Annotated in this window: 21 protein-coding genes, 1 tRNA gene and 2 pseudogenes; 10 read left to right on the top strand and 14 right to left on the bottom strand. The window is 58.9% G+C overall.

The genetic code is table 11. The annotated features are described in order from the left end of the window. The first annotated feature begins 55 nt into the window (after positions 1–55). The gene (locus AB4Z52_RS08250; RefSeq protein ID WP_442217429.1) at positions 56–1,168 is read left to right on the top strand and encodes a porin; all 1,113 of its coding nucleotides are present in this window, start codon (positions 56–58) and stop codon (positions 1,166–1,168) included. Between the two features lie 193 nt (positions 1,169–1,361). Beyond that, a complete protein-coding gene (locus tag AB4Z52_RS08245) occupies positions 1,362–1,535 on the top strand; it encodes a hypothetical protein (RefSeq protein ID WP_442217428.1) in 174 nt (57 codons plus the stop codon). A 72-nt stretch (positions 1,536–1,607) separates the two neighbouring features. Here the strand turns inward: AB4Z52_RS08245 and AB4Z52_RS08240 are convergent, their stop codons facing one another. Then, on the bottom strand, positions 1,608–1,796 hold the full coding sequence (locus tag AB4Z52_RS08240; protein ID WP_442217427.1) for a hypothetical protein: 189 nt from the start codon (positions 1,794–1,796) through the stop codon (positions 1,608–1,610). Positions 1,797–1,909: 113 nt separating this feature from the next. Between AB4Z52_RS08240 and AB4Z52_RS08235 the strand changes: the two genes are divergently transcribed. Next, entirely contained in the window at positions 1,910–2,377 is a 468-nt protein-coding gene (locus tag AB4Z52_RS08235) for a YbaK/EbsC family protein (RefSeq protein WP_442217426.1), read from the top strand. A gap of 5 nt (positions 2,378–2,382) precedes the next feature. Here AB4Z52_RS08235 and AB4Z52_RS08230 read toward each other — a convergent pair whose 3' ends face one another. Beyond that, the gene (locus AB4Z52_RS08230; RefSeq protein ID WP_442217425.1) at positions 2,383–2,637 is read right to left on the bottom strand and encodes a hypothetical protein; all 255 of its coding nucleotides are present in this window, start codon (positions 2,635–2,637) and stop codon (positions 2,383–2,385) included. A 283-nt stretch (positions 2,638–2,920) separates the two neighbouring features. Here AB4Z52_RS08230 and AB4Z52_RS08225 point away from each other — a divergent pair. Then, positions 2,921–3,146, top strand: a pseudogene (locus AB4Z52_RS08225) (Crp/Fnr family transcriptional regulator); the annotation flags it as partial. A gap of 10 nt (positions 3,147–3,156) precedes the next feature. On the opposite strand, the gene AB4Z52_RS08220 reads toward AB4Z52_RS08225, so the two are convergent. Beyond that, positions 3,157–3,528 (bottom strand): response regulator, encoded by a 372-nt coding sequence (locus tag AB4Z52_RS08220; protein WP_442217424.1) that lies wholly within the window; start codon positions 3,526–3,528, stop codon positions 3,157–3,159. Positions 3,529–3,828: 300 nt separating this feature from the next. Between AB4Z52_RS08220 and AB4Z52_RS08215 the strand changes: the two genes are divergently transcribed. Together AB4Z52_RS08215 and AB4Z52_RS08210 are read left to right on the top strand one after the other, a co-directional pair. Beyond that, the gene (locus AB4Z52_RS08215) at positions 3,829–4,179 is read left to right on the top strand and encodes a CAP-Gly domain protein (protein ID WP_442217423.1); all 351 of its coding nucleotides are present in this window, start codon (positions 3,829–3,831) and stop codon (positions 4,177–4,179) included. A 178-nt stretch (positions 4,180–4,357) separates the two neighbouring features. After that, positions 4,358–4,648 carry a hypothetical protein gene (locus tag AB4Z52_RS08210; protein WP_442217422.1) on the top strand — a complete coding sequence of 97 codons (291 nt, stop codon included), beginning with the start codon at positions 4,358–4,360 and terminating at the stop codon, positions 4,646–4,648. 66 nt (positions 4,649–4,714) lie between these two features. On the opposite strand, the gene AB4Z52_RS08205 is transcribed toward AB4Z52_RS08210, so the two are convergent. Together AB4Z52_RS08205 and AB4Z52_RS08200 are read right to left on the bottom strand one after the other, a co-directional pair. Next, positions 4,715–5,062, bottom strand: a complete 348-nt coding sequence (locus AB4Z52_RS08205) for a hypothetical protein (RefSeq protein ID WP_442217421.1) — start codon at positions 5,060–5,062, stop codon at positions 4,715–4,717. 121 nt (positions 5,063–5,183) lie between these two features. After that, positions 5,184–5,542, bottom strand: a pseudogene (locus AB4Z52_RS08200) (DUF3597 domain-containing protein). A gap of 362 nt (positions 5,543–5,904) precedes the next feature. On the opposite strand from AB4Z52_RS08200, the gene AB4Z52_RS08195 reads away from it, so the two are divergent. The 3 genes from AB4Z52_RS08195 to AB4Z52_RS08185 all read left to right on the top strand — a co-directional run bounded on the left by AB4Z52_RS08195 (position 5,905) and on the right by AB4Z52_RS08185 (position 7,990). Then, a tRNA-Pro gene (locus AB4Z52_RS08195) sits at positions 5,905–5,981 on the top strand. A gap of 376 nt (positions 5,982–6,357) precedes the next feature. After that, a complete protein-coding gene (locus tag AB4Z52_RS08190; protein WP_442217420.1) occupies positions 6,358–6,684 on the top strand; it encodes a hypothetical protein in 327 nt (108 codons plus the stop codon). Positions 6,685–7,015: 331 nt separating this feature from the next. After that, positions 7,016–7,990 (top strand): extracellular catalytic domain type 1 short-chain-length polyhydroxyalkanoate depolymerase, encoded by a 975-nt coding sequence (locus AB4Z52_RS08185; protein WP_442217419.1) that lies wholly within the window; start codon positions 7,016–7,018, stop codon positions 7,988–7,990. Positions 7,991–8,010: 20 nt separating this feature from the next. On the opposite strand, the gene AB4Z52_RS08180 is transcribed toward AB4Z52_RS08185, so the two are convergent. The 7 genes from AB4Z52_RS08180 to AB4Z52_RS08150 form a co-directional block, all read right to left on the bottom strand. After that, positions 8,011–8,160 carry a hypothetical protein gene (locus tag AB4Z52_RS08180; RefSeq protein ID WP_442217418.1) on the bottom strand — a complete coding sequence of 50 codons (150 nt, stop codon included), beginning with the start codon at positions 8,158–8,160 and terminating at the stop codon, positions 8,011–8,013. Positions 8,161–8,253: 93 nt separating this feature from the next. Continuing rightward, entirely contained in the window at positions 8,254–8,544 is a 291-nt protein-coding gene (locus tag AB4Z52_RS08175; RefSeq protein WP_442217417.1) for a DNA-binding protein, read from the bottom strand. Continuing rightward, positions 8,541–9,743 (bottom strand): glycosyltransferase family 4 protein, encoded by a 1,203-nt coding sequence (locus AB4Z52_RS08170; protein ID WP_442217416.1) that lies wholly within the window; start codon positions 9,741–9,743, stop codon positions 8,541–8,543. Before AB4Z52_RS08170 ends, AB4Z52_RS08175 begins: the two co-directional genes overlap by 4 nt. Beyond that, positions 9,740–10,999, bottom strand: a complete 1,260-nt coding sequence (locus AB4Z52_RS08165; RefSeq protein WP_442217415.1) for an O-antigen ligase family protein — start codon at positions 10,997–10,999, stop codon at positions 9,740–9,742. Before AB4Z52_RS08165 ends, AB4Z52_RS08170 begins: the two co-directional genes overlap by 4 nt. Then, positions 10,996–12,552 carry an undecaprenyl-phosphate glucose phosphotransferase gene (locus AB4Z52_RS08160; protein WP_442217414.1) on the bottom strand — a complete coding sequence of 519 codons (1,557 nt, stop codon included), beginning with the start codon at positions 12,550–12,552 and terminating at the stop codon, positions 10,996–10,998. Before AB4Z52_RS08160 ends, AB4Z52_RS08165 begins: the two co-directional genes overlap by 4 nt. Positions 12,553–12,631: 79 nt before the next feature. After that, the gene (locus tag AB4Z52_RS08155; RefSeq protein ID WP_442217413.1) at positions 12,632–13,777 is read right to left on the bottom strand and encodes a glycosyltransferase family 4 protein; all 1,146 of its coding nucleotides are present in this window, start codon (positions 13,775–13,777) and stop codon (positions 12,632–12,634) included. Positions 13,778–13,783: 6 nt separating this feature from the next. After that, positions 13,784–14,359 carry a polysaccharide biosynthesis/export family protein gene (locus tag AB4Z52_RS08150; RefSeq protein WP_442217412.1) on the bottom strand — a complete coding sequence of 192 codons (576 nt, stop codon included), beginning with the start codon at positions 14,357–14,359 and terminating at the stop codon, positions 13,784–13,786. A gap of 189 nt (positions 14,360–14,548) precedes the next feature. Here AB4Z52_RS08150 and AB4Z52_RS08145 point away from each other — a divergent pair, with 189 nt between their 5' ends. Beyond that, positions 14,549–16,756: a GumC family protein gene (locus AB4Z52_RS08145; RefSeq protein WP_442217411.1), complete on the top strand. Its 2,208-nt coding sequence runs from the start codon at positions 14,549–14,551 to the stop codon at positions 16,754–16,756. Positions 16,757–16,767: 11 nt separating this feature from the next. Here AB4Z52_RS08145 and AB4Z52_RS08140 read toward each other — a convergent pair whose 3' ends face one another. Together AB4Z52_RS08140 and AB4Z52_RS08135 are read right to left on the bottom strand one after the other, a co-directional pair. Further along, positions 16,768–18,021: a GNAT family N-acetyltransferase gene (locus AB4Z52_RS08140; RefSeq protein ID WP_442217410.1), complete on the bottom strand. Its 1,254-nt coding sequence runs from the start codon at positions 18,019–18,021 to the stop codon at positions 16,768–16,770. A 131-nt stretch (positions 18,022–18,152) separates the two neighbouring features. Beyond that, complete coding sequence (locus tag AB4Z52_RS08135) at positions 18,153–18,362, bottom strand: DUF2842 domain-containing protein (RefSeq protein ID WP_442217409.1); 210 nt, start codon at positions 18,360–18,362, stop codon at positions 18,153–18,155. Positions 18,363–18,412: the final 50 nt, after the last annotated feature.

The following is an 18,412-nucleotide window of genomic DNA, read 5'->3' as shown; positions in this document are numbered from 1 at the left end:
CGTCGCTTCTCAGACGCAAAGCCCACGCCCGATGGATATTCGAATGGGAGCTATCATGAACATAAAGGGCCTTCTTTTCGGCTCTGCGGCCGCTTTGGCAGCTGCATCGGGTGTGCAGGCGGCTGACGCCATTGTTGGCGCCGAACCTGAGCCGCTCGAATATGTTCGCATTTGCGATGCGTACGGCAAGGGTTACTTCTATATTCCAGGCACCGAGACTTGCCTCAAGGTTGGCGGGAAGGTTCGCACCGAAGGCGAATGGTATGACGCCTATGATGCGAAAAGTCATGTCGGGACGATGTGGCACGATCGAACCGAACTCAATATCGATACTGCTACCGATACCGAGTATGGCCCGCTGAAAACGAACACGATCTTTCGTTGGGAGTGGAACGACGGGGGCAGCACGAACTCGAAGCTTCTGTTTGCAAATATAAGCCTTGGCGGCTTGACCGTCGGCAAGCTCGATAGTCAGTATAATCTCTATGTCGGCTATGCGGGCAATGTCGCCAACGACGACGTCATCTATGACGGACCCTATGAGCTGAACCAGCTCACCTACAACTACGATGCGGGCAACGGTTTCACCGCCGTGATCTCGCTCGAAGATTCCAATTCCGCCAGCAACGGCACCTATTTCGGCGATGCCGACCCTGCCGCGACGCATGACTGGGTCACGGCAAAGGGCAATCACTATGCGCCGGATGTCGTGGCGGGTGCAGGATATTCGGCAGGCACCTGGGGGATCAAGGTCATCGGCGGTTACGACTCGATCGTCGAAGAGGGCGCCATCAAGGCCCGCCTGGATGCCACGTTCGGCGGCTTCAAGGCCTTCTTCATGGCCGGTTGGAACACCGAAGGCAGCAAGCTGAACCAATATGCCGGCACCAACCTCAACTCCGATGGAGCGGCTTGCCCAACCAACCGCGCCGATTGCGGCTGGGGTGACTGGGCCCTTTGGACGGGCTTTACGGCTCCCATCAACGACAAGCTCTCCGCAAACGCCCAGTTCGCCTACACGGACTCAAAGATCTTCGCGGCAACGGCAAACGTTCAATGGTATCCGGTCAAGAACCTGCTGATCCAGCCGGAAGTGTCCTATACCAATTGGGACGCTGCCGACACCGATCAGTGGGCGGGGATACTGCGGTTCGAGCGCAACTTCTGACCTAATCAAACCTCCGTTCGGTTGGAAGGAAGGACCCGGCCACGTGCGCCGGGTCTTTTTCTTCGCGGCTCCGGCGTCTTGAACGAAGACCAGGCCGATCACGAAATATTAATTTTGGAACCGGGCCAACGCACCTTGGTTGTTATTCCCGAGACCGGTGCCGGTCTCACGTCAAAACCCAAGGAGAGCAGAAATGGCCAATCAAGGCGGTACCCACGAACAGCACGTCAAGGCCGGTCAGCAGAGCCACAAAAGTGCTGTCGACAAGAACCAGACGAGCTCCAGCGACCAGTCGACCGATCATCGCGCCGGTGGCCGAGACCAGCAATCGAAGGGCGGGCAGCGGAGCAACAAGAATAAGCACTGATCCCGGTGCGACGCATTGGCATGACCCGCGCTCGTCGGTGCGGGTCGTCCAATTGATTGGTGACGCAATTATTCAGTAAAATGGGGCAGGGCGACGAGCCGTCTTCAAAAGCTCGGGCTCGCTGGCAAACGGGCCGAAGCGGGCGATCAATTTTATTTCCTCTTCCTTGCCCAGCCGGTATCGTCGCGCAAAGTCCGCGACACTCCAGATGCGGCGAAACACCGGTTCCTCAATATTGTTGGTCTCAATCGCCTCGGTCATAAGCGCACCTTCCGAATTTGAAACTATAACGCGTGAGAGGCGAGAAGGTTCCCCGGAAGGTTATCACATGCACATCTCTTGCGGGAGGCACAAGGCATGGTTATTCTCACGGCATGAGCTTGCAATCGGTCCATGCCTTCTTTTCGTTGCGCGCCCCTGACATCAGTATCATCGAGACGACCTCCAGCTCCGCAACGGTGGCGCTGGCGGCGGAAGCACATGGTGTTGAGCCTGCGCAAATTGCGAAGACGATTTGCGTCAGAGTTGGCAAGACGATCATGCTGATTGTCACCAGCGGCATTGCCAGGCTCGACAACAAAAAGTTCAGGGATGTCCTTGGTGGCAAGCCCCGGATGCTGGATGCGGAAGAGGTGGTGGCTGCGACCGGCCATCCGGTTGGCGGCGTTTGTCCCTTTGGCCTGATATGCGAACTCCCTATCTATTGCGATACATCGCTGCGGCGCTTTGGCGAAGTTGTTCCCGCCGCCGGTGCGATCAATGCGGCCGTTCGGATTTCGCCTGACCGTATGGCGGAGTTGGTCGATGCGAGATGGGTGGATGTCTGTCAATCGCTGGCGTGACGCTTCTATCGCCAGGATCGCGGGGCTCTGTCGATACCGGCCGACCGCCCCAGAACATAGCCGAGCCCGAAGGCGAGGGCAGTTATCCCGATCAGCAAGGTAGACGTGGTGTGAGGATGGTCTGCAGCAACGGCGCTGACAGCTCCCGCCTCGCTTTTTACCAAGGCCGCAGCGCTCTTCGCCCTGCCTTTGAACCCTTCCTGCTTGTCAACGGGAGAGCCCGTAAAGCCGGCGCGAAGCGTCTTGTCGTCTCTTGCCATGGGATTGCTCCTTTTACGCAAGAGTAAACCGTCTAGGTCGCCATCGGTTCCTTCCATGCTCGGCAAGCGAATAGAAATTGAATGTCACGAATTAGCGATTTGTTCGATAGCGCACCTCGCCAACAGCTCTGGTATTGGAGGCGTCGTCGGACCCCTATTCGATATTCATCAGGTCGCCGGCCACGGCCACTGGATAGAAAACCGAGTTTTGCTGGATGTCCGGCGAAAAGCGCCGCCTTGCGCACGCAGCTCAGCCGCTCGCCCAGACCATTTCGATACAGACGACAGAACCGATAGCTATCGGATCGCCCTGACGCACGAGCTCCTGAATGCTGGCTATCAGGCGGCCAAGCGTAACGGCGCCACTGCATGTGCTGGAGGGATACCATCTCATAACCTCGGAGCGCAGCCGCATTATTGTCCGAGACCGCCGAGGTATGGAAGCTTTCGCCAAAGACGCCTTCGGCGCGCCGGGGGCCGAATATCGGCGGCCGTTCGGTCAGATGTAAAGATCGACCGTTACGATCCGGCCACCATCTCGCGGATCGTCGCGATGACCTTGTGCGGCGTGTAAGGTTTTGGCAGAAATGCCCCCTTTATCGGCAATTCATGCGCTCGGGGCGTCTTTTGTCCTGAGGTGATAATGATCCTGATAGGGGGCCAGCGGTCGCCCACGAGAGCTGCAAGCTTCAGCCCGTCGATGCTGCCAGGCATGTCGATATCGGTGAATAGCGCGTCTATCCGATCGTTGCGGTTCAGCACTTCGATCGCCTGTCTGGCGTTATTCGCCTCGAACACCTCGAAGCCCGCCTCTTCCAGCGCATTGACGATGTCCATACGCACCAGACTTTCATCCTCAACCACCAGCACTGCGATGCGTTCCGTTGACATTGTCGGCTCGATTCGACCGTGGGATTGCTTGAGGCCAGGGGCAATCACAGCAAGCGAAAATTGTATGGCTCTCGGCATCAGTTTGTACGGCAACGTACTGAATTAGGGGAACATTGGAAAATTGGTAGATGGAGGCTGGGTTATTTAAGGCGCTTTCAAAGCCATCCTCCGCCGTGCAAAACGCGGTCGCAGCATGTCACTGGCATCTCCATTCCTTGCGAATGATAGTACGGAAATATTGACCGCTGCATCCTATATGTAGCAATGACCTGGGGATGAAAAGGACACGAGGATCGCAGCATGAATGATTTCTACGTCGGCCAGAAGGTCGTCTGCATCGATGACAAGTTCAAGAATGTCAGCATCGACCAGATCATTCGCAAGGGACAGATTTACACGATCCGCTGGGTTGGCATGTACAAGCACTATGTCGACGGCGAATTCCTCGGCATAAAGGTCGAGGAAATCCATCGCGGCAATGACGATGGACCTGAAGGCTATGGTGCGGCCGACATGCCTTATCGCGCCAGCCGTTTCCGCCCATTGGTGGAGGACAAGATCAGTTCGCTGCGCAAGCTGCTGGCGCCCAAGCCAGATGCCCCCGTCGAGCCGGTCCAAAAGGCGCCCGTAAAGAAAAAAGAAAAAGTCTGAACTCGTGGGGCGGCAGCGGACAACCTGCCTGCCACCCTGCATCCCTTCTGCTCGAGATCGGAGGCGTTGGTCGGCCAGGCCTGAACGCCCCAATCACGGAATTCCGGTGCAAGCGCTTGCTGGAACCTTGGCCGCGCTCTCCACGTTTCTCATTCGCGATCGTTCACGGAGTAAAGACATGCAAAAGCGAGCCGGATTGACAATGACAGCAATCGTCGTCGCGTTCGTCACCGCGACATCCGCTGCACCCGCAAGGGCGATAACGATGCCCGATTTGGCAGCGCCGACGCCCTCGCACGTTTTGAACGTCAGCGACCACCACCACAATTGCCACCGGCGCGGCCATCAGGCGCACGGTTATGACGACTATTACAGTACCGACGACGCCAACGGGACCCTGTTCAAGGCCTTCGTCATGGGTGAGCTCACTGGCTCCCACAAGGCGACGACCAATCGCGCGGCAAACTAAGGCACAGGCCGGCGTTGGTGGGGATGGCCGTCGATCACATCTGGCGGTCCACCAGGATGTGCGTTTTCAACGGCTGGCAAGCAACCCCCCCACAATGATACCGGCAAGACCCGCCGCAAGCGCCAGCAAAACATCCCTGCCGAGTGTCGGAACTTGGGAGGCGGGCTCGCGGCCCACTGTTGCTTTCTTGATTTGCCTTTCGGCCCTAAGCGCTGCGGGCTTGCTCTGTGCATCCAGAGCGAGCGAGCCTCGCGAGCGGGCGTCGAGCTTGACGCGGTTGCCTTTCCTCGGCGAAGCAGGCCTTTCATCAAGGATCTCGCCAGCTGCCTGGTGAAAGACCTCCCGGTCTCTATCGCCGTCTTGCTCAAGATCGTCGCGCGCGGGTTTTCGCATAGTTGATGTCGTGTCGGCCATGTCTCTCTCCTACATTGAATGGAGGAATCCATGGGGGGCCTCCAATGTTCCAAAGTGAATGCCAATTCAAAAGCCTGACGCTTGGCGCCGGGCTGAATGTTTGCCCGATAACCGGCTTGGCTCAATCGGTAAGATCGGCCGGCACCTTGCCCCCTTGTCTGCAAGCCTCTTCATCAGAGCCTTGTGCAGCCAAATGTTCATTGTCGCTGTATCCTGCGTGTCGCCGATATAATGGAGTTCGGCGGCAAGTTCACGGCGTTCGGCAAGGGTCGCGTCCATCTCAAGAGCCTTCATCAGATCGACGATGGAATGGCGCCAATCAAGTTTCTGTCCGCTGCTGGCGACCGCCTGATCGAGAATGGCAGTCACATCGACCGCGGCCGGCGCAGTTGATGGCGACGGAGCTGCCGCAGTAGCTGCTTGCGTCGCATTCCCCGGACCCCCGAAGATCGCGCGCTTGATCTTGTAGAAAATTCCCATGATAGGCTTCTTTCCTTTTTGAGCCATCGCGGCGGCGCTCGTAACTGGAGGTCTGCCTCCCAACCGTCGCCATCAAAACGATGTGGACCAGCCGCGGGCATTGCCAATAGGCAAAGGCCTGAATGATAGATAAAAGTTGTGAGAGCGGGTAAAAACACGGAATAAGTTTACCTGTGGGGGCGAGCATCCCATGGACCGATCTACAACCGGCGCAAAGGCGCGGATTTCTGACCTTCGGGCTATTCTACGGACAGGCAGGCACGGTCTTGGCGCCCTTTGCGCCATTTTGATTCCACCGATCGCATTTTTCGCTTGCGCTCCCAAACCCAAAATACTAATGCCATCAAGCCGTTTCGGCAGGTCGGGGCGTAGCGCAGCCCGGTAGCGCACTTGACTGGGGGTCAAGGGGTCGCAGGTTCAAATCCTGTCGCCCCGACCATTTATCTCCTTGATATCCCTGGTTAAAATCATACTTTGCCACTGAACAAAATCGCATCTTCTGTTCTGCAGAACGCTGCCTGCGTAAAGAATGGCGTCGCCCGCAAACGCCCCAATCAAAAATAAATCCGCCTAAATGCTTTTTCTCTAAACGCGAACTCGTCGATGCGACGAATTGTGTATCAAATTGGGACACTGCAGCCGGGAGAAAGGTGACTATTCATAAGACGTAATCCCAATTCGGTACAAATCCGCACGCCGCGGATTAAGTATAAACTCTTTGTTGCCAACTGCGGCGAGAAAACACATTTACTTTTGCTTAACCTTACGTAATGTAGTGATGCCTAACGTAAGGCGAGTTGTGTCAGGAGTTTGGTATGCTTTCCGAGTTTATTGGAGTCTTATTCAACGCTGCCGCTGATCTTCAGGGCACGCCGACCGACAAAAGAAGATTTCTCGTTCGTCATGCTGCCGTGATGGTAGGAGAGTTGTCGGATGCGGCGGCGCGCAGTCATATTGAGAGATTTGCTGTACCGACATCTTTGGCGGCAAACAAATTGGAAAGTCTGGCTGAGGGAATGTCCAGTGCTCCCGACCACGAGACTGCCGCCTTTCTTCTTGACGCCGCGTTTGTCTTGCGGAAAATGAACGCCGAACTGAACAGGCACGCTCCACAGGAACGTTATTTCGCCGCCAGCGCCTGAAACACTGTTTCGCGCCGGCCGATGACAGGAGAGAGAGGATCGTTTTCCTCTCACGTCAGAAGGCGGCGTGCTCCCCGCGTCCTGGAGCATCTCAGGGCCGGCGAGTTCGACGCTCAGCTTCAAAATTGGTTCCTCCTAGAATTTGTAACGGCAATTTTCCATTTTCCTGTTCATGGGCCTCACATTGCCCTATTGATGCTGCATCGCACAAATATCGTTGTGGTTCGGGGGAAGTCCTTCGAGGCCGTTGCCGGTGGCGTCGGTTTGTGCCCGCTCTCAGAGGTTACCGTCGCTCATGCGTTTGAAAATTCCGAGCCAGGTGAGGCGTCTTATGGCCGACCCCATGGCCTTTCAGAAATTGGCCTTTCCTGGCTTGCTCTCGGCACCCAAGGCAAAACCGCGCAGAGCCGCCCGGCATCTTCAAGAGGTGACTGGTTTCGGGCGCAATCCCGGCAATCTGCGCATGCTGGAATATGTGCCGGAAGAGATTGCCTCTTCAGCACCGCTCGTCGTCGTCTTGCACGGCTGCATGCAGAACGCGGAGGATTTCGACGCTGCCGCGGGCTGGACGGCGCTGGCGTCTGCCGGGGGCTTCGCCGTTGTCTATCCCGAGCAGAAGTCGTCCAACAATTCCAATCTTTGTTTCAACTGGTTTCGTCCAAGCGCTGTCGCACGCGATCGCGGCGAGCTCGGCTCCATTCGGGAGATGATCGAGTTCACCTGCAAGCGGCACGCGATCGATGTGAGCAGGATTTTCGTGGTTGGGCTTTCGGCCGGGGGAGCCATGGCATCGGCTTTGCTCGCCACCTATCCGGAGCTTTTCAAGGCCGGGGCTATCGTTGCCGGCCTGCCGTTCGGCTCTGCGCGCGATGCCATGTCGGCCCTTTCCGTGATGAAAAATGCTCCGAGCCGGACTCAGCGGGAATGGGTTAATTTGGTGAAACAGGTTTCGCCCGATGCTGCAAAATTCCCGAGCGTTTCGATTTGGCATGGAAACGCCGATTCTGTTGTGTCGGTTACCAACGCGGATGCGTCGGTGGCGCAGTGGCTTGGCGTTCACGGATCGAAGAAAACAACCAAACCGACAACACAAAGCTTCGACGGTGGAATCCGGCAACAATGGCTGGATGCCAACGGTACACCGATCGTCGAATCGGTTGTTCTGGACGGCTTTGGCCACGGCATGCCGATTGGCTCTCGCGCAAAGACAAGACGTCCAGCCAATGATGCCGAGCGCTTCATGCTGCAGGCGCCGCTTTCGACGACGGAAGAACTGGCCAAGTCCTGGAAGCTGATCAGGACCTGAAGCCGCTCAACCGGCCGGCGTCAATTCTGCTGGACGGACACACCGTTCTTGTCGATGTTCATCTGTATTCCCTCGGGCTTCTTTTCGTCGCGATAGAGATAGGTTCCAAGACCGATGACGACGACCACGAGTGCACCGATGATGAGATAAAGCCCGTTTGAACGATTCAATGATTTTCCCCTGATAACAATATGATTTCGCAACGGAAACGCTTTCGCGGCGCTTTCGTTCCGTCGCCGTCACAGTTTATCGCTTGAGGACGATCAATCGTCGTTGGTGGCGTTCAGGTCTTCAGGCCGAATGCCGTCGTCCTCGTCCCAGGATTTCAATCGTACGCCCGGGCCGCCTGGATCTTGGCTGCCGCTTGCCAGAAACAGGATACCGCGCGCCTCCAAGGCTGCGCGAACGGCCAAAATCGCCTTAGCGTCTGCCGCTGCGATGTCGCTTTCGATGATCTCGATGGAAGAGAGAGGCAGCTTGCTGTCGGCCGCCAGGTCTTCCGTAGTTAGTCCGACCATGGCGCGGGCGCCACGAATTTGTGCTGCTGTGATCATGCGTGAAATTCTAGGACTCTTTCCGACTTTCGCAAGAGGCCAGGCACACGATGACCCACCAGATCGAAATAGATTTCTTCCGTCTGGTCGGCCATGCCGCCGAGCGTGTAGCGGTCCTTGCGACTTCGGGCTTGCACCGTAAACGAGCGCAGGCGTTCGAGGTCGGAAAAAGCAAGCATCGCGTTGGCGAGAGGCGCTGGATCGTCGGTGTTTTCGATCAGCAGCCCATTCCGACCAGGATCGAGAACCATCCTCGCGCCGCCGACGTCGGTAAGCAGCAGCGGTTTGCCGCCGGCGGCAGCCTCGAGCATGACGTAAGACATGGCCTCGTAGCGGCTCGGCATGACGACGACGTCGAATGCATCGATTGCCGCAGCACCTGAAATATCGCTTTGCAGCTGCGCGCGGCCGGTCAGTCCGGCACGAGCGATCAGCGCTTCGATGTCGGCAACCATCTCGCCGGTGCCGATCATCAGCAGACGGGCGTCTGGCAAGCTGTTCGCGATCCTGGCAAAGGCATTGACGATGCGCTCGGGTGCCTTCTGGCTCGTCAGCCGGCCGACAAAGCCGAAGAGGAGGGCGTCTGGAGGAATACCGTAGCGAGCACGGATGCCGGCGCGCTGGCCGACGGGCGGGGACGCCACGCCATTGACGACGACGCGAAGCCGATCCTCGGGAATTCCGATCGACACGGCATGATTATATTCATCGTGGGAAACACAGATGATGCGGTCTGAAAAATGCGTTCCGAGCAGCTGTTCGATGCCACCGTAGATCGTCTGTCCCCTCGAGTTGAGAAAGGGGTCCATCGTTCGGAAGGCATGCGGCGTGTAGATCACAGGGATGTGCGGACCGGGCAGGCGTAGGCGGGTGAGGGCGCCGGCCTTGGAACTATGGCCATGGATCAGATCAAAAGGCCCGTGCCGCCGCACGATATTCCTGATCTGCCTCCAGGCCCGTAGATCGGACGGGCCGGGAGACCGTTGCATGGCGACGGGATGCACGGCATCGAGCCCCATGCCCTCGAGCTCGGTAACGAATTTTTCTTCGGCCCGGACTGGTGAATAGACCGCCGTAACCGAGTGCCCGCGACGCTGCATCGCCCGGCACAGGTCGAGAAAGTGGCGGCCCGAGCCGCCGCCGCTTGGTTCAAGCACCTGAAGCAGCGACAACCGCCTGATACGGACATTGACGTTCATGTCGCAAATCCTCCCTGTGCGAGACGATGCTGGTAGCGCTGCTCCAGCGCGCCGCAGCCCCAGACGATGCCGATCAACATGTAGAGATGTCGCCAGTGGTCGGTATCGATGACATTGCCGATGCCGACATGGCCGAGGATGACGATCCAGGCGATCATCAGGAATGGCTGCCAGGGCCGCTCCTTCAAAAGGTTGCGGAAGCCAATATAGATGGTCCAGCAGATCATGCTGACCCAGCAGGTGAAGCCGAGCCAGCCATAGGTGGTCAGCGTCTTCAGCCAGATATTGTGCTCGTCCTCGCGAAAGAGGGTGCTGAATACCAGCGGCCCGATGCCGAGCGGCCGCTCCATGGACAGCATGAAGCCGATCCGGTGGCGTTCGAAGCGCCCAAGGTGGCCGCCGTCATAGTCCTGCACCAGCTGGGTGCGCGTCGAGAACAGGTCGCTCACCTGATGGAACTGCAGTGCTATGATCAGTCCGACGACCATCAGCATGATCGCTGCCAGCGACATGACCAGGATGCGTAGCCGAAACCTGTTGCTGCGGTGCTTGAGCAGCATGAAGAAGATGAGCGCAACGGCCGAAAAGCCGAACAGGCCCCAGGCAGCGCGCGAAAACGACAGGAAAATGCCGAAGGCAAGGATCGAGAGGCCGAACGCCTTCAGCGGGGCCTTCTTCAGGTCGCCGATCAGGATGCCGTGGATCAGGTAGAGCGTCGGCGCCACCAGGTAGGGGCCGAACACATTGGGGTCCTGGAACGCCCCCATGGCCCGGTCGTAGCGCGTGAAGATGCCGAAGCCGGGGAAGGCATGAAAATAACCGAGGATGCCAAGGCTTGCGGTAATGATCGCGGCGATGACCCAGGTATTGAAGATCAGTTTGAGCCGGTTGGCGTTGTCTTCGATGATCGCGGCATAAAATACGGCGCTGAGAGCCAGGAACGTTGACACGGCAACGTAAATCGGACCGTCGAGATGGCCGCCGCCGAGATCGCGCATCTGTGTCAGGGACAGCATCCCGCCGACATTGAAGGTCAGGAACAGCGCCAGCAGCGGTGCGACGCTGCGCGAAATCTTGAGGCCGAGGATGAACCAGAGCCCGATGATGAGGGCAAGCCACAGCTCATAGGGCGCCGGTTCCGCAATCACGAAGCCTGAGAGAAGGACGCCGAGCGCGACACAGGCCGTCCCGATTAGCCGCAGCGTGGCAAGCTGCGGCTGCGCGACCCTGGCATGGATGGGGGCGATCGCGCTCAATATGCATTTTCCGTGTTGAGGAGGCGGAACGGGGTCAGAAGCAGGATCTTCAGATCGAACAGAAGCGACCAGTTCTCGATGTAGTAGAGGTCATAGGCGGTGCGGAACTTGATCTTGTCGTCATTGTCGATCTCGCCGCGCCAGCCATTGATCTGCGCCCAACCGGTGACGCCGGGCTTGACGCGATGGCGCGCAAAATAGCCCTCGACCACATCGCTATAGGTCCGGCTCTGTGTCTGCGCCAGAACGGCATGCGGCCGCGGGCCGACAAGAGACAGGTCGCCGAGCAGGACGTTAAACAGCTGCGGTAGCTCATCGATCGAGGACTTGCGCAAGAAGCGGCCGAGCGGCGTGACGCGGGGATCGTTCTTGGTGACGGCGTTGCGTGCAGTGGGATCGGCCATCTCGGCATACATAGAGCGGAACTTGAAGACCTTGATGATCTCGTTGTTGAAGCCGTGACGCTTCTGCATGAAGAACACCGGCCCCTTCGACGTCGCCTTGACTGCAATGGCCGCCCCAACCATCACCGGCCAAAGAAGGGCAAGCGCAAGCAGGCTGAACCCGACGTCGAAGATGCGCTTGGCGACGGAGTCCCAGTCGCGGATCGGCTTGTTGAATATGTCGAGCATCGGCACGGCGCCAACGTGTGAATAGGCGCGCGGACGGAACCGCAACTTGTTGGAATGCGCCGCCAGCCGGATATCGACGGGCAGTATCCAGAGCTTCCGCAGGAGCTGAAGTATCCGTGCCTCCGCGCTCATCGGCAGTGCGATGATCAGCATGTCGATGCGCGTCAGCCGCGCGAATTCGACGAGCTCGGCCACGGAGCCGAGCTTCGGATAGCCGGCGACCACGACCGGCGAGCGCTTCTCGCCGCGGTCATCGAAGATGCCGCAGATACGGATATCGTTGTCTGCCTGACTTTCGAGCGCGCGGATCAGTTCCTTGCCGGCTTGTCCGCCGCCGACGATCACGGCGCGCCTTTCCATGATGCCGTTTCGCGCCCAATGGCGAATGCTGATCGCAAAGAGAACGCGTTCGATGACAAGAAATGCGGCCCCGACCAGAAACCACACGCCAAGCATGGGCAAGGAGTAGACATTGCCGGCGCCGAACAGGGTCGCTGCCGCGGCAAGAATGGCGATAGGAACGCCCCAGGACATGATGATGCGTGGCATGAAGCGCATGCGTGCGCGCAACGCCATTAGCCGGTAGCCGTCGCCGATCTGGAGGATTGCGATCGACAGTGCCGAGACCGCAGAGGCGACCGACGCCTGCACGACGAAGAGTTCCGCGTCAAAGCCGACGTATAGATGAAAAACACCGAGGCTGATGATCACCAGCGACAGGAATTCAAACAGGCGAAACTGCCCGATGATCATCGTCGGCGTATAATTGCCTTCCCGAAGCTGATCGGCGACCTGGCGGGCGAACGGATTGATGCCGTTGTCTTCTTCGACCGTTTCTCCAGCCTCGCGGGCCCGAACTTGCGCCACCTGCCTGCGCAGGCTGTCGACGTCGAACTGATCGCGCTTTTCGATTTTGGTCATGGACTTTTCACCTGGTCGTTGCCCAGGCGAAGGTCTAGCAAAAGGCCGCTAACGTCCGCTTACGGAGATTGGTAAAATCTTAGATATCAACGGGAAAGCCAAGTATTTCATTGTACAGTTTTAAGACATCACGTGCCATGACAGTAGCGGAGAACACAGATTGGATCGCTTTTACCTGCGGCATCGCCCTTTCCTGCCAGCCGGGTTCCGTGATCGATTCCGCCATTACGCGCGCCAGGTCGTCGGCATCGTCAGGCTCGGCGAGACCTGCGCTCGTTCGCCCGAGCGCTTCTGGAATACCTCCGACGCGCGTCGCGATCACCGCCTTGCTTGCCGCCAAGGCCTCCAGCACGATGTAGGGCATGGATTCTGCTCGCGAGGGTACGACGATATTGCGCGACATTGCGAAGGCCTCGTCGATACGCATGGCAGGCAGCATGCCGATTCTGCGGCCGAGGCCCCGCTCAACCATCATCGTTTCGTATTTCTCCCGGTCCGGCCCGTCGCCGATCATCAGCGCGGATAGCGGCCGTCCGACCCGTCGCTCGGTTCGCGCGAAAGCATCCACAAACAAATCGGGACCCTTAAGGTCCCTCAGCATGCCGACGTAGATGAAATGGACTGAATCAGAGCGGGTCGGTATGGGCCGAAAGTCCCTTTCACCAATGCCGTTGTAGATCAGCTGGGAGCGGATGGTCGGCACCCCGATCTTTTTCTCGTAGGCCTGACGCTCGAAATTGCAAATGAAGATCAGCGCATCGGTCAGCCGCTCCAATCGCCGTTCCGACCAATGCACGAGCAGGCCGGCCAGGGAGGAGCGGGAGAAATGCAGGCTTCCCCCATGCGCGGTATAAACGCGGGCAACGCGATACCTGTTCACCCGCAAGGCTGAGCCGATGACGCGCGCCAGCACACCGCCTTTGGCGCCGTGCCCGTGCAGCACGTCCGGCCGCAAGTTCTTGATCGTCTTGTAGCCGCTCCACAACGTCGCCGCATCGGCAAGGCCCGCAGACCGCGCGATGGGTATCCGTGTCAGGCCGAGGGATAGGAAAGGACTGATGTCATCGAACAGTTCCTCCTCGTAGTCGCCGCCGGTCATGCTGTCGCAGAGTATGCCGACCTCATGGCCTGCCTTGCTGTGCTCCTCCGCCAGATCGCGCACATGGCGGAAAATTCCTCCGATGGGCGATCTGAAACAATGGAGAATGCGCAGCGGCTTTGCCATGAACGATCAGAACAGTCGTTCGCGAACGTAGATCGTGTCACCTGCCAGCACCGGATCGGAAATCCTGACGCGACCGGTCATGACCTGGCCGTTGATTTTGCGCGTGACATCGGCGTTCCCCTGAAAGGCGCGGGGCGAAAAGCCTCCGGCAACCGCGATGGCGTTTTGTATCGTCATGCCGGGTACATAGGAATACTGCCCGGGCTGACCGACCTCGCCCATGATGTAGACCGAGCGGTAGCGATCGACATCGATCGTGACGTCGGGGTCTCGCAGGTAACCCTGCTTCAGCTTTTGGGCGATCTGGCCAGAAAGCTGTTGCGGCGTCTTGCCGCGGGCGGGGACCTGACCGATCAGCGGGAACGAGATATAGCCCGCCTGGTCGACGGTGTAGGTGTTGGACATGCCCTCGCTGTCGAACACGGTGATGCGCAGCCGATCGCCGCTGTCGAGCGTATAGGGCTGGATCGTAGCCTGACTGAAGGCTCTGGGCGCCGGCTGATAGCTCATGCAGCCGCTCAAGCCGATGCTCAAGCTCGCCATGCAGACTGCCAGAAGGAATTTTGGCTTTGCGAAGGCCATCATGCGCTCACAGAAAAGTGGAAATCACAGACGCCGTTATCCATCCGTTAGGGTTAACGCGCGGTAAACTTGGCAGCGGGAAATTGGACGCCTTGTCGTTTTACTCGGAACGCCTGCAAGACGGCTATTTTAACGCTTGGGTTACCATACTCGTTTACGGTGCCGCTAAAATATATCTCGGAGTGCGGTATGTCCGGCGCAAGCAACCAGCAGCAAGATGTCGACATCGATCTTGGCCAACTCTTTCGCGCCGTCTGGCAACGGCGGGCGAGGGTGCTTGTTATTACGCTGGTCGGCGCGTGCCTGGCGCTTGCTGCCGCCAAGATCATTTCTCCTGAATATCGCAGCGAGACCAGGATACTGATCGAGCCGCGGGCGGCTGCCTTCGCAACGACGACGACTGATCGCACCGATGCCAATGCCGGTTCGCTGCTTGATGAGCTGAACATTGCCAGCCAGGTGCAGATCCTGCAATCGGCGGATCTGATCAAGCAGGTCATTACCGATCTGAAGCTCTATGACCGGCCGGAATTCGAAGCGAGCGGCAAAAGCTCCGCGCTCTCCGATATTCTCGTCGTCCTGCATCTCAAAAAGAGCCCGCTAGAAAAGGCGCCTGAGGAGAAGATGCTCGATGCCTTCGTCGAGCGTCTGCAGGTCTACCAGATCAACACGTCGCGCGTCATCGGCATCAGCTTCACATCGCGCGACCCCGACCTGGCCGCAAGCGTGCCCAATGCGATGGCCAAGGTCTATCTCTCGATGCAGAGCGGCGCAAAGCTCGACAGCAATTCCGAAGCAACCCGCTGGCTTGAACCGGAAATCGCCAAGCTTCGTGACAAGGTCAGCGAGGCGGAGAAGAAAGTTGCCGACTATCGCACCGCCAACGGCCTGCTGCAGACAAGCGATACAAACACGTTTTCGAACCAGCAGCTGACGGATATTTCGGGCCAGCTCGCCCAGGTGCGTGGTGAAAGGGCCAACGCCGATGCGCGTGCCCAGGCCGTGCGAAACGCGCTGTCGTCCGGACGCTCCACCGATACGTTGTCCGACGTCTCGGGGTCGCAGAACATGCAGCGCCTGAAGGCGACCGAATCCGGTCTCGAATCCCAGATATCGGACCTCTCGACGACCCTAATGGAAGGCCACCCCAAGCTGAAGAGCCTGCGTGCCCAGCTTGCCGATATTCGCCTGCAGGTCGACCGGGAAACCAAGAAGATTCTCGCCAGCATCGAGAACGAGGCGAAGGTGGCGCAGATGCGCGAGCAGCAGCTGCTGCAGCAGTCGAACGCCCTGAAGGCCGATAGCGCCAAGGCCGGCGAAGATACCGTCGGCCTCAACGCGCTCGAGCGTGAGGCGACGGCCGAGCGGCAGTTGCTGGAGACCTATCTGGCGCGGTACCGCGAGGCGGCGTCCAGATCCGACAAGAATTCAAGCCCAGCGGACGCCCGTATCGTCTCGACTGCGAGCGCGCCCGCTGATCCCTATTTCCCGAAGGTCGTGCCTATTGTCGTGGTCGCAACGCTTGCCACATTCATCCTGAGTTCCATCGCAATCATGTTGATGGAGCTTTTCAGCGGCCGCGCGCTGCGGCCCGTTCGGCTGATGGACGAGGAGGCGGCGTCCGAAAGTGCGAAGCCCCTGCGCGCCCGCAAAGCCGCCCCGCGGTCAGCCAACAATCCGAATGCCTCGGCGAGCCTACTCTCCGTTGCCGCCGATGACGAACTGGCTCGCGAGATGGAAAAGTCCGTTGACGTCGTTGCGCGCCCGACCGCTGCGCCCGAGGCAGTCCCGCCGGCAGAGCCGGACGAGGATTTCTCGATCCAGTCGGTCGCTGATTATCTGATGGAGCACAATCCGAGCGTCGTGCTCGCCATTTCGCCGACGGGCGACAATGGGTCGACCGCGACGGTCATGTTGGCCCGGACGATCGCCGATGCCGGCCGGCGCGTGGTTCTCGTCGATATGACCGGTACCGCTTGCCCGACGCGACTGATGGCGGAGAAACCCGGCCTGCCCGGTGTCACCGATCTTCTTTGCGGCGAGGCAGCCTTTGGCGATACCATCCACCCGGATCGCCTTTCCGACGCGCATCTTGTGCCGCAGGGTACGAGTGATGTCAAACGCGCCATGCGTGGTGTTGATCGCCTGTCGCTGATCCTGGAGGCGATGTCTTCCGCCTATGATCTGGTGCTGGTCGAGTGTGGAGCCGCCGATGTCGATGGTGTTGCGCGACTGACGGAAAGCAAGGATACCGAAATCATTCTTTCGATGCCGGATCCGGACGAAGAGCAGTTCATCGAAGCGATGAAGGAATTTCAGAAGGCCGGATACGAACATCTGATCCTGATGTCTGGCTGGCGCAAGAACGCGCCGGGGTCGGAACGCCACGCCGCCTGAGTGGCTTGAGCTCAGTCCTTGTCGGCAGCATCGTCCGCGATCGGTCGGTGGCCCGTCTGCGCCCGCAGCCGCTGGATCCAGCCGTATATTTGCAGATTGGATTTGATGACCGCCTTTGCCCGCGTAGCGCTTCTCTGCGCGAGCGCGGCAGCCTGGCCAAGCGCCGAGATCGCTAGTATCGCATCGTGCTGAACGGTCTCCACCGGGCACCAGGACCTCTTATAGGTCTGGTCGCCGATACCGAAATCGAACAGCACAATCTTCCGGTGGTGAAAATGTTCGATCATCAGCCAGAAAAGCAGCTCGCCTGGGCTCGCCTCAGGAACGAGCGTTTCGTCGATCGCTGCGAACTGGCAGATGACGTGATCGCCCTTGCGCGATACGCCGGCGATCGCGCAGATGTGCCCCTGATGCTCGCCGTTCAACTGCAGGGCATGGATTTGCAGGGCGGAATAGCCTCCGTCTGCGCCTTCAATGTCCGTGAGCCGGTGCAGGAAATCGCGTGTCTGGCGCGAGCGGAACACATCAGGAAGCCCCGCAGCCTTGAAGCGTTCGGTCTTCAGTCGAAAGAACAAATCCAGCAGTTGCCGTCTGTCCGTCTCCGTCGCTGCGATCAGATGAGTATAGCCACCCTTTTCTTTGAGCATGCGGGTCTGCTGGCGGTATTTCTTGCGTCGTCTCTTGGCGTTGACCTGCTTCAGCGTCGTCTCGAACGAGTCGAGAAACGGCAGCTGGAATGCGCGGTTCTGGTTCTCGATGCTTGGAAGGCTCGCAAGCGGACTGCGCCGCCCACGCCAATCGAATGGCACGTTCTGCAGCAGGAGGACGTCGGCTTTGCCCTTGAACGCCCGGACGATCTGATCGCGATGTGACGCCGTCAAGTCATCGGAGCGTTGAAGAAAATCGGCGGAGAATAGCCCGGTGTTGATGTTGCTGCGCTGGGCGCCGATAAACTGGGCATAGCGCACCATCTTGGCGCTAACGATTTCGAGCGGCAGGATGAACGCAGTGCGGCCGCCGAGCGAGCCACGAAGGATTGCCAGCGGATTGCGGTAGATGTCGACCCAGGTCCGGCACCAGTCGTAGCTCTGGTGCAGCGATGCCAGGTCATCCGCCTCCAACGCCCGCCATTCGGCCTCGAGCGGCTGCATGCTGCCGAACATCTCGATCTGAAGGGCGTCGGACGCTGTGTCATCGGCAGACGCGTGGACACTTTCCGCAGCGATGATTGCGGTCTGCCCGACATCCAGTTGCGACATCTGCACCGAGGCGTCTCCGATCAGGAAGGTTCGGCGCGGATAATAGACGGCAAGGGCGCATCTAAGGTTTACGCGCCCCGCCCGGCGCGGAATTTCCGTAGACTAGGGTTATTCCGGCGTTAATGGCGGCACCTTGGCTACTGCCGTTTGGGACCGGCCATCCACTTGATCAGCAGCATCGCCGGCAGGATCCAGAGCAGGCCGCTCAAGAAGAAATAGGTGAGATGTATCCACCAAGGTGACGTACCGAGCGCATTGACCGCCACCGTCGTTGCAATGAAGGCATAGGCAAGCACCAAGACGATCAACAGGATCGTGCCGATGAATTTGCGCAGGCGAATGGGCATGGGCGGCATTCTCTCGTGGTCGGCGGCTCTGCCGGTTCGCTCCGCGACGG

Origin of the sequence: Rhizobium sp. 2YAF20, assembly GCF_052114685.1 — a bacterium.
Lineage (GTDB): Bacteria > Pseudomonadota > Alphaproteobacteria > Rhizobiales > Rhizobiaceae > Rhizobium.
This window is presented reverse-complemented; position numbering and strand designations above follow the sequence as displayed.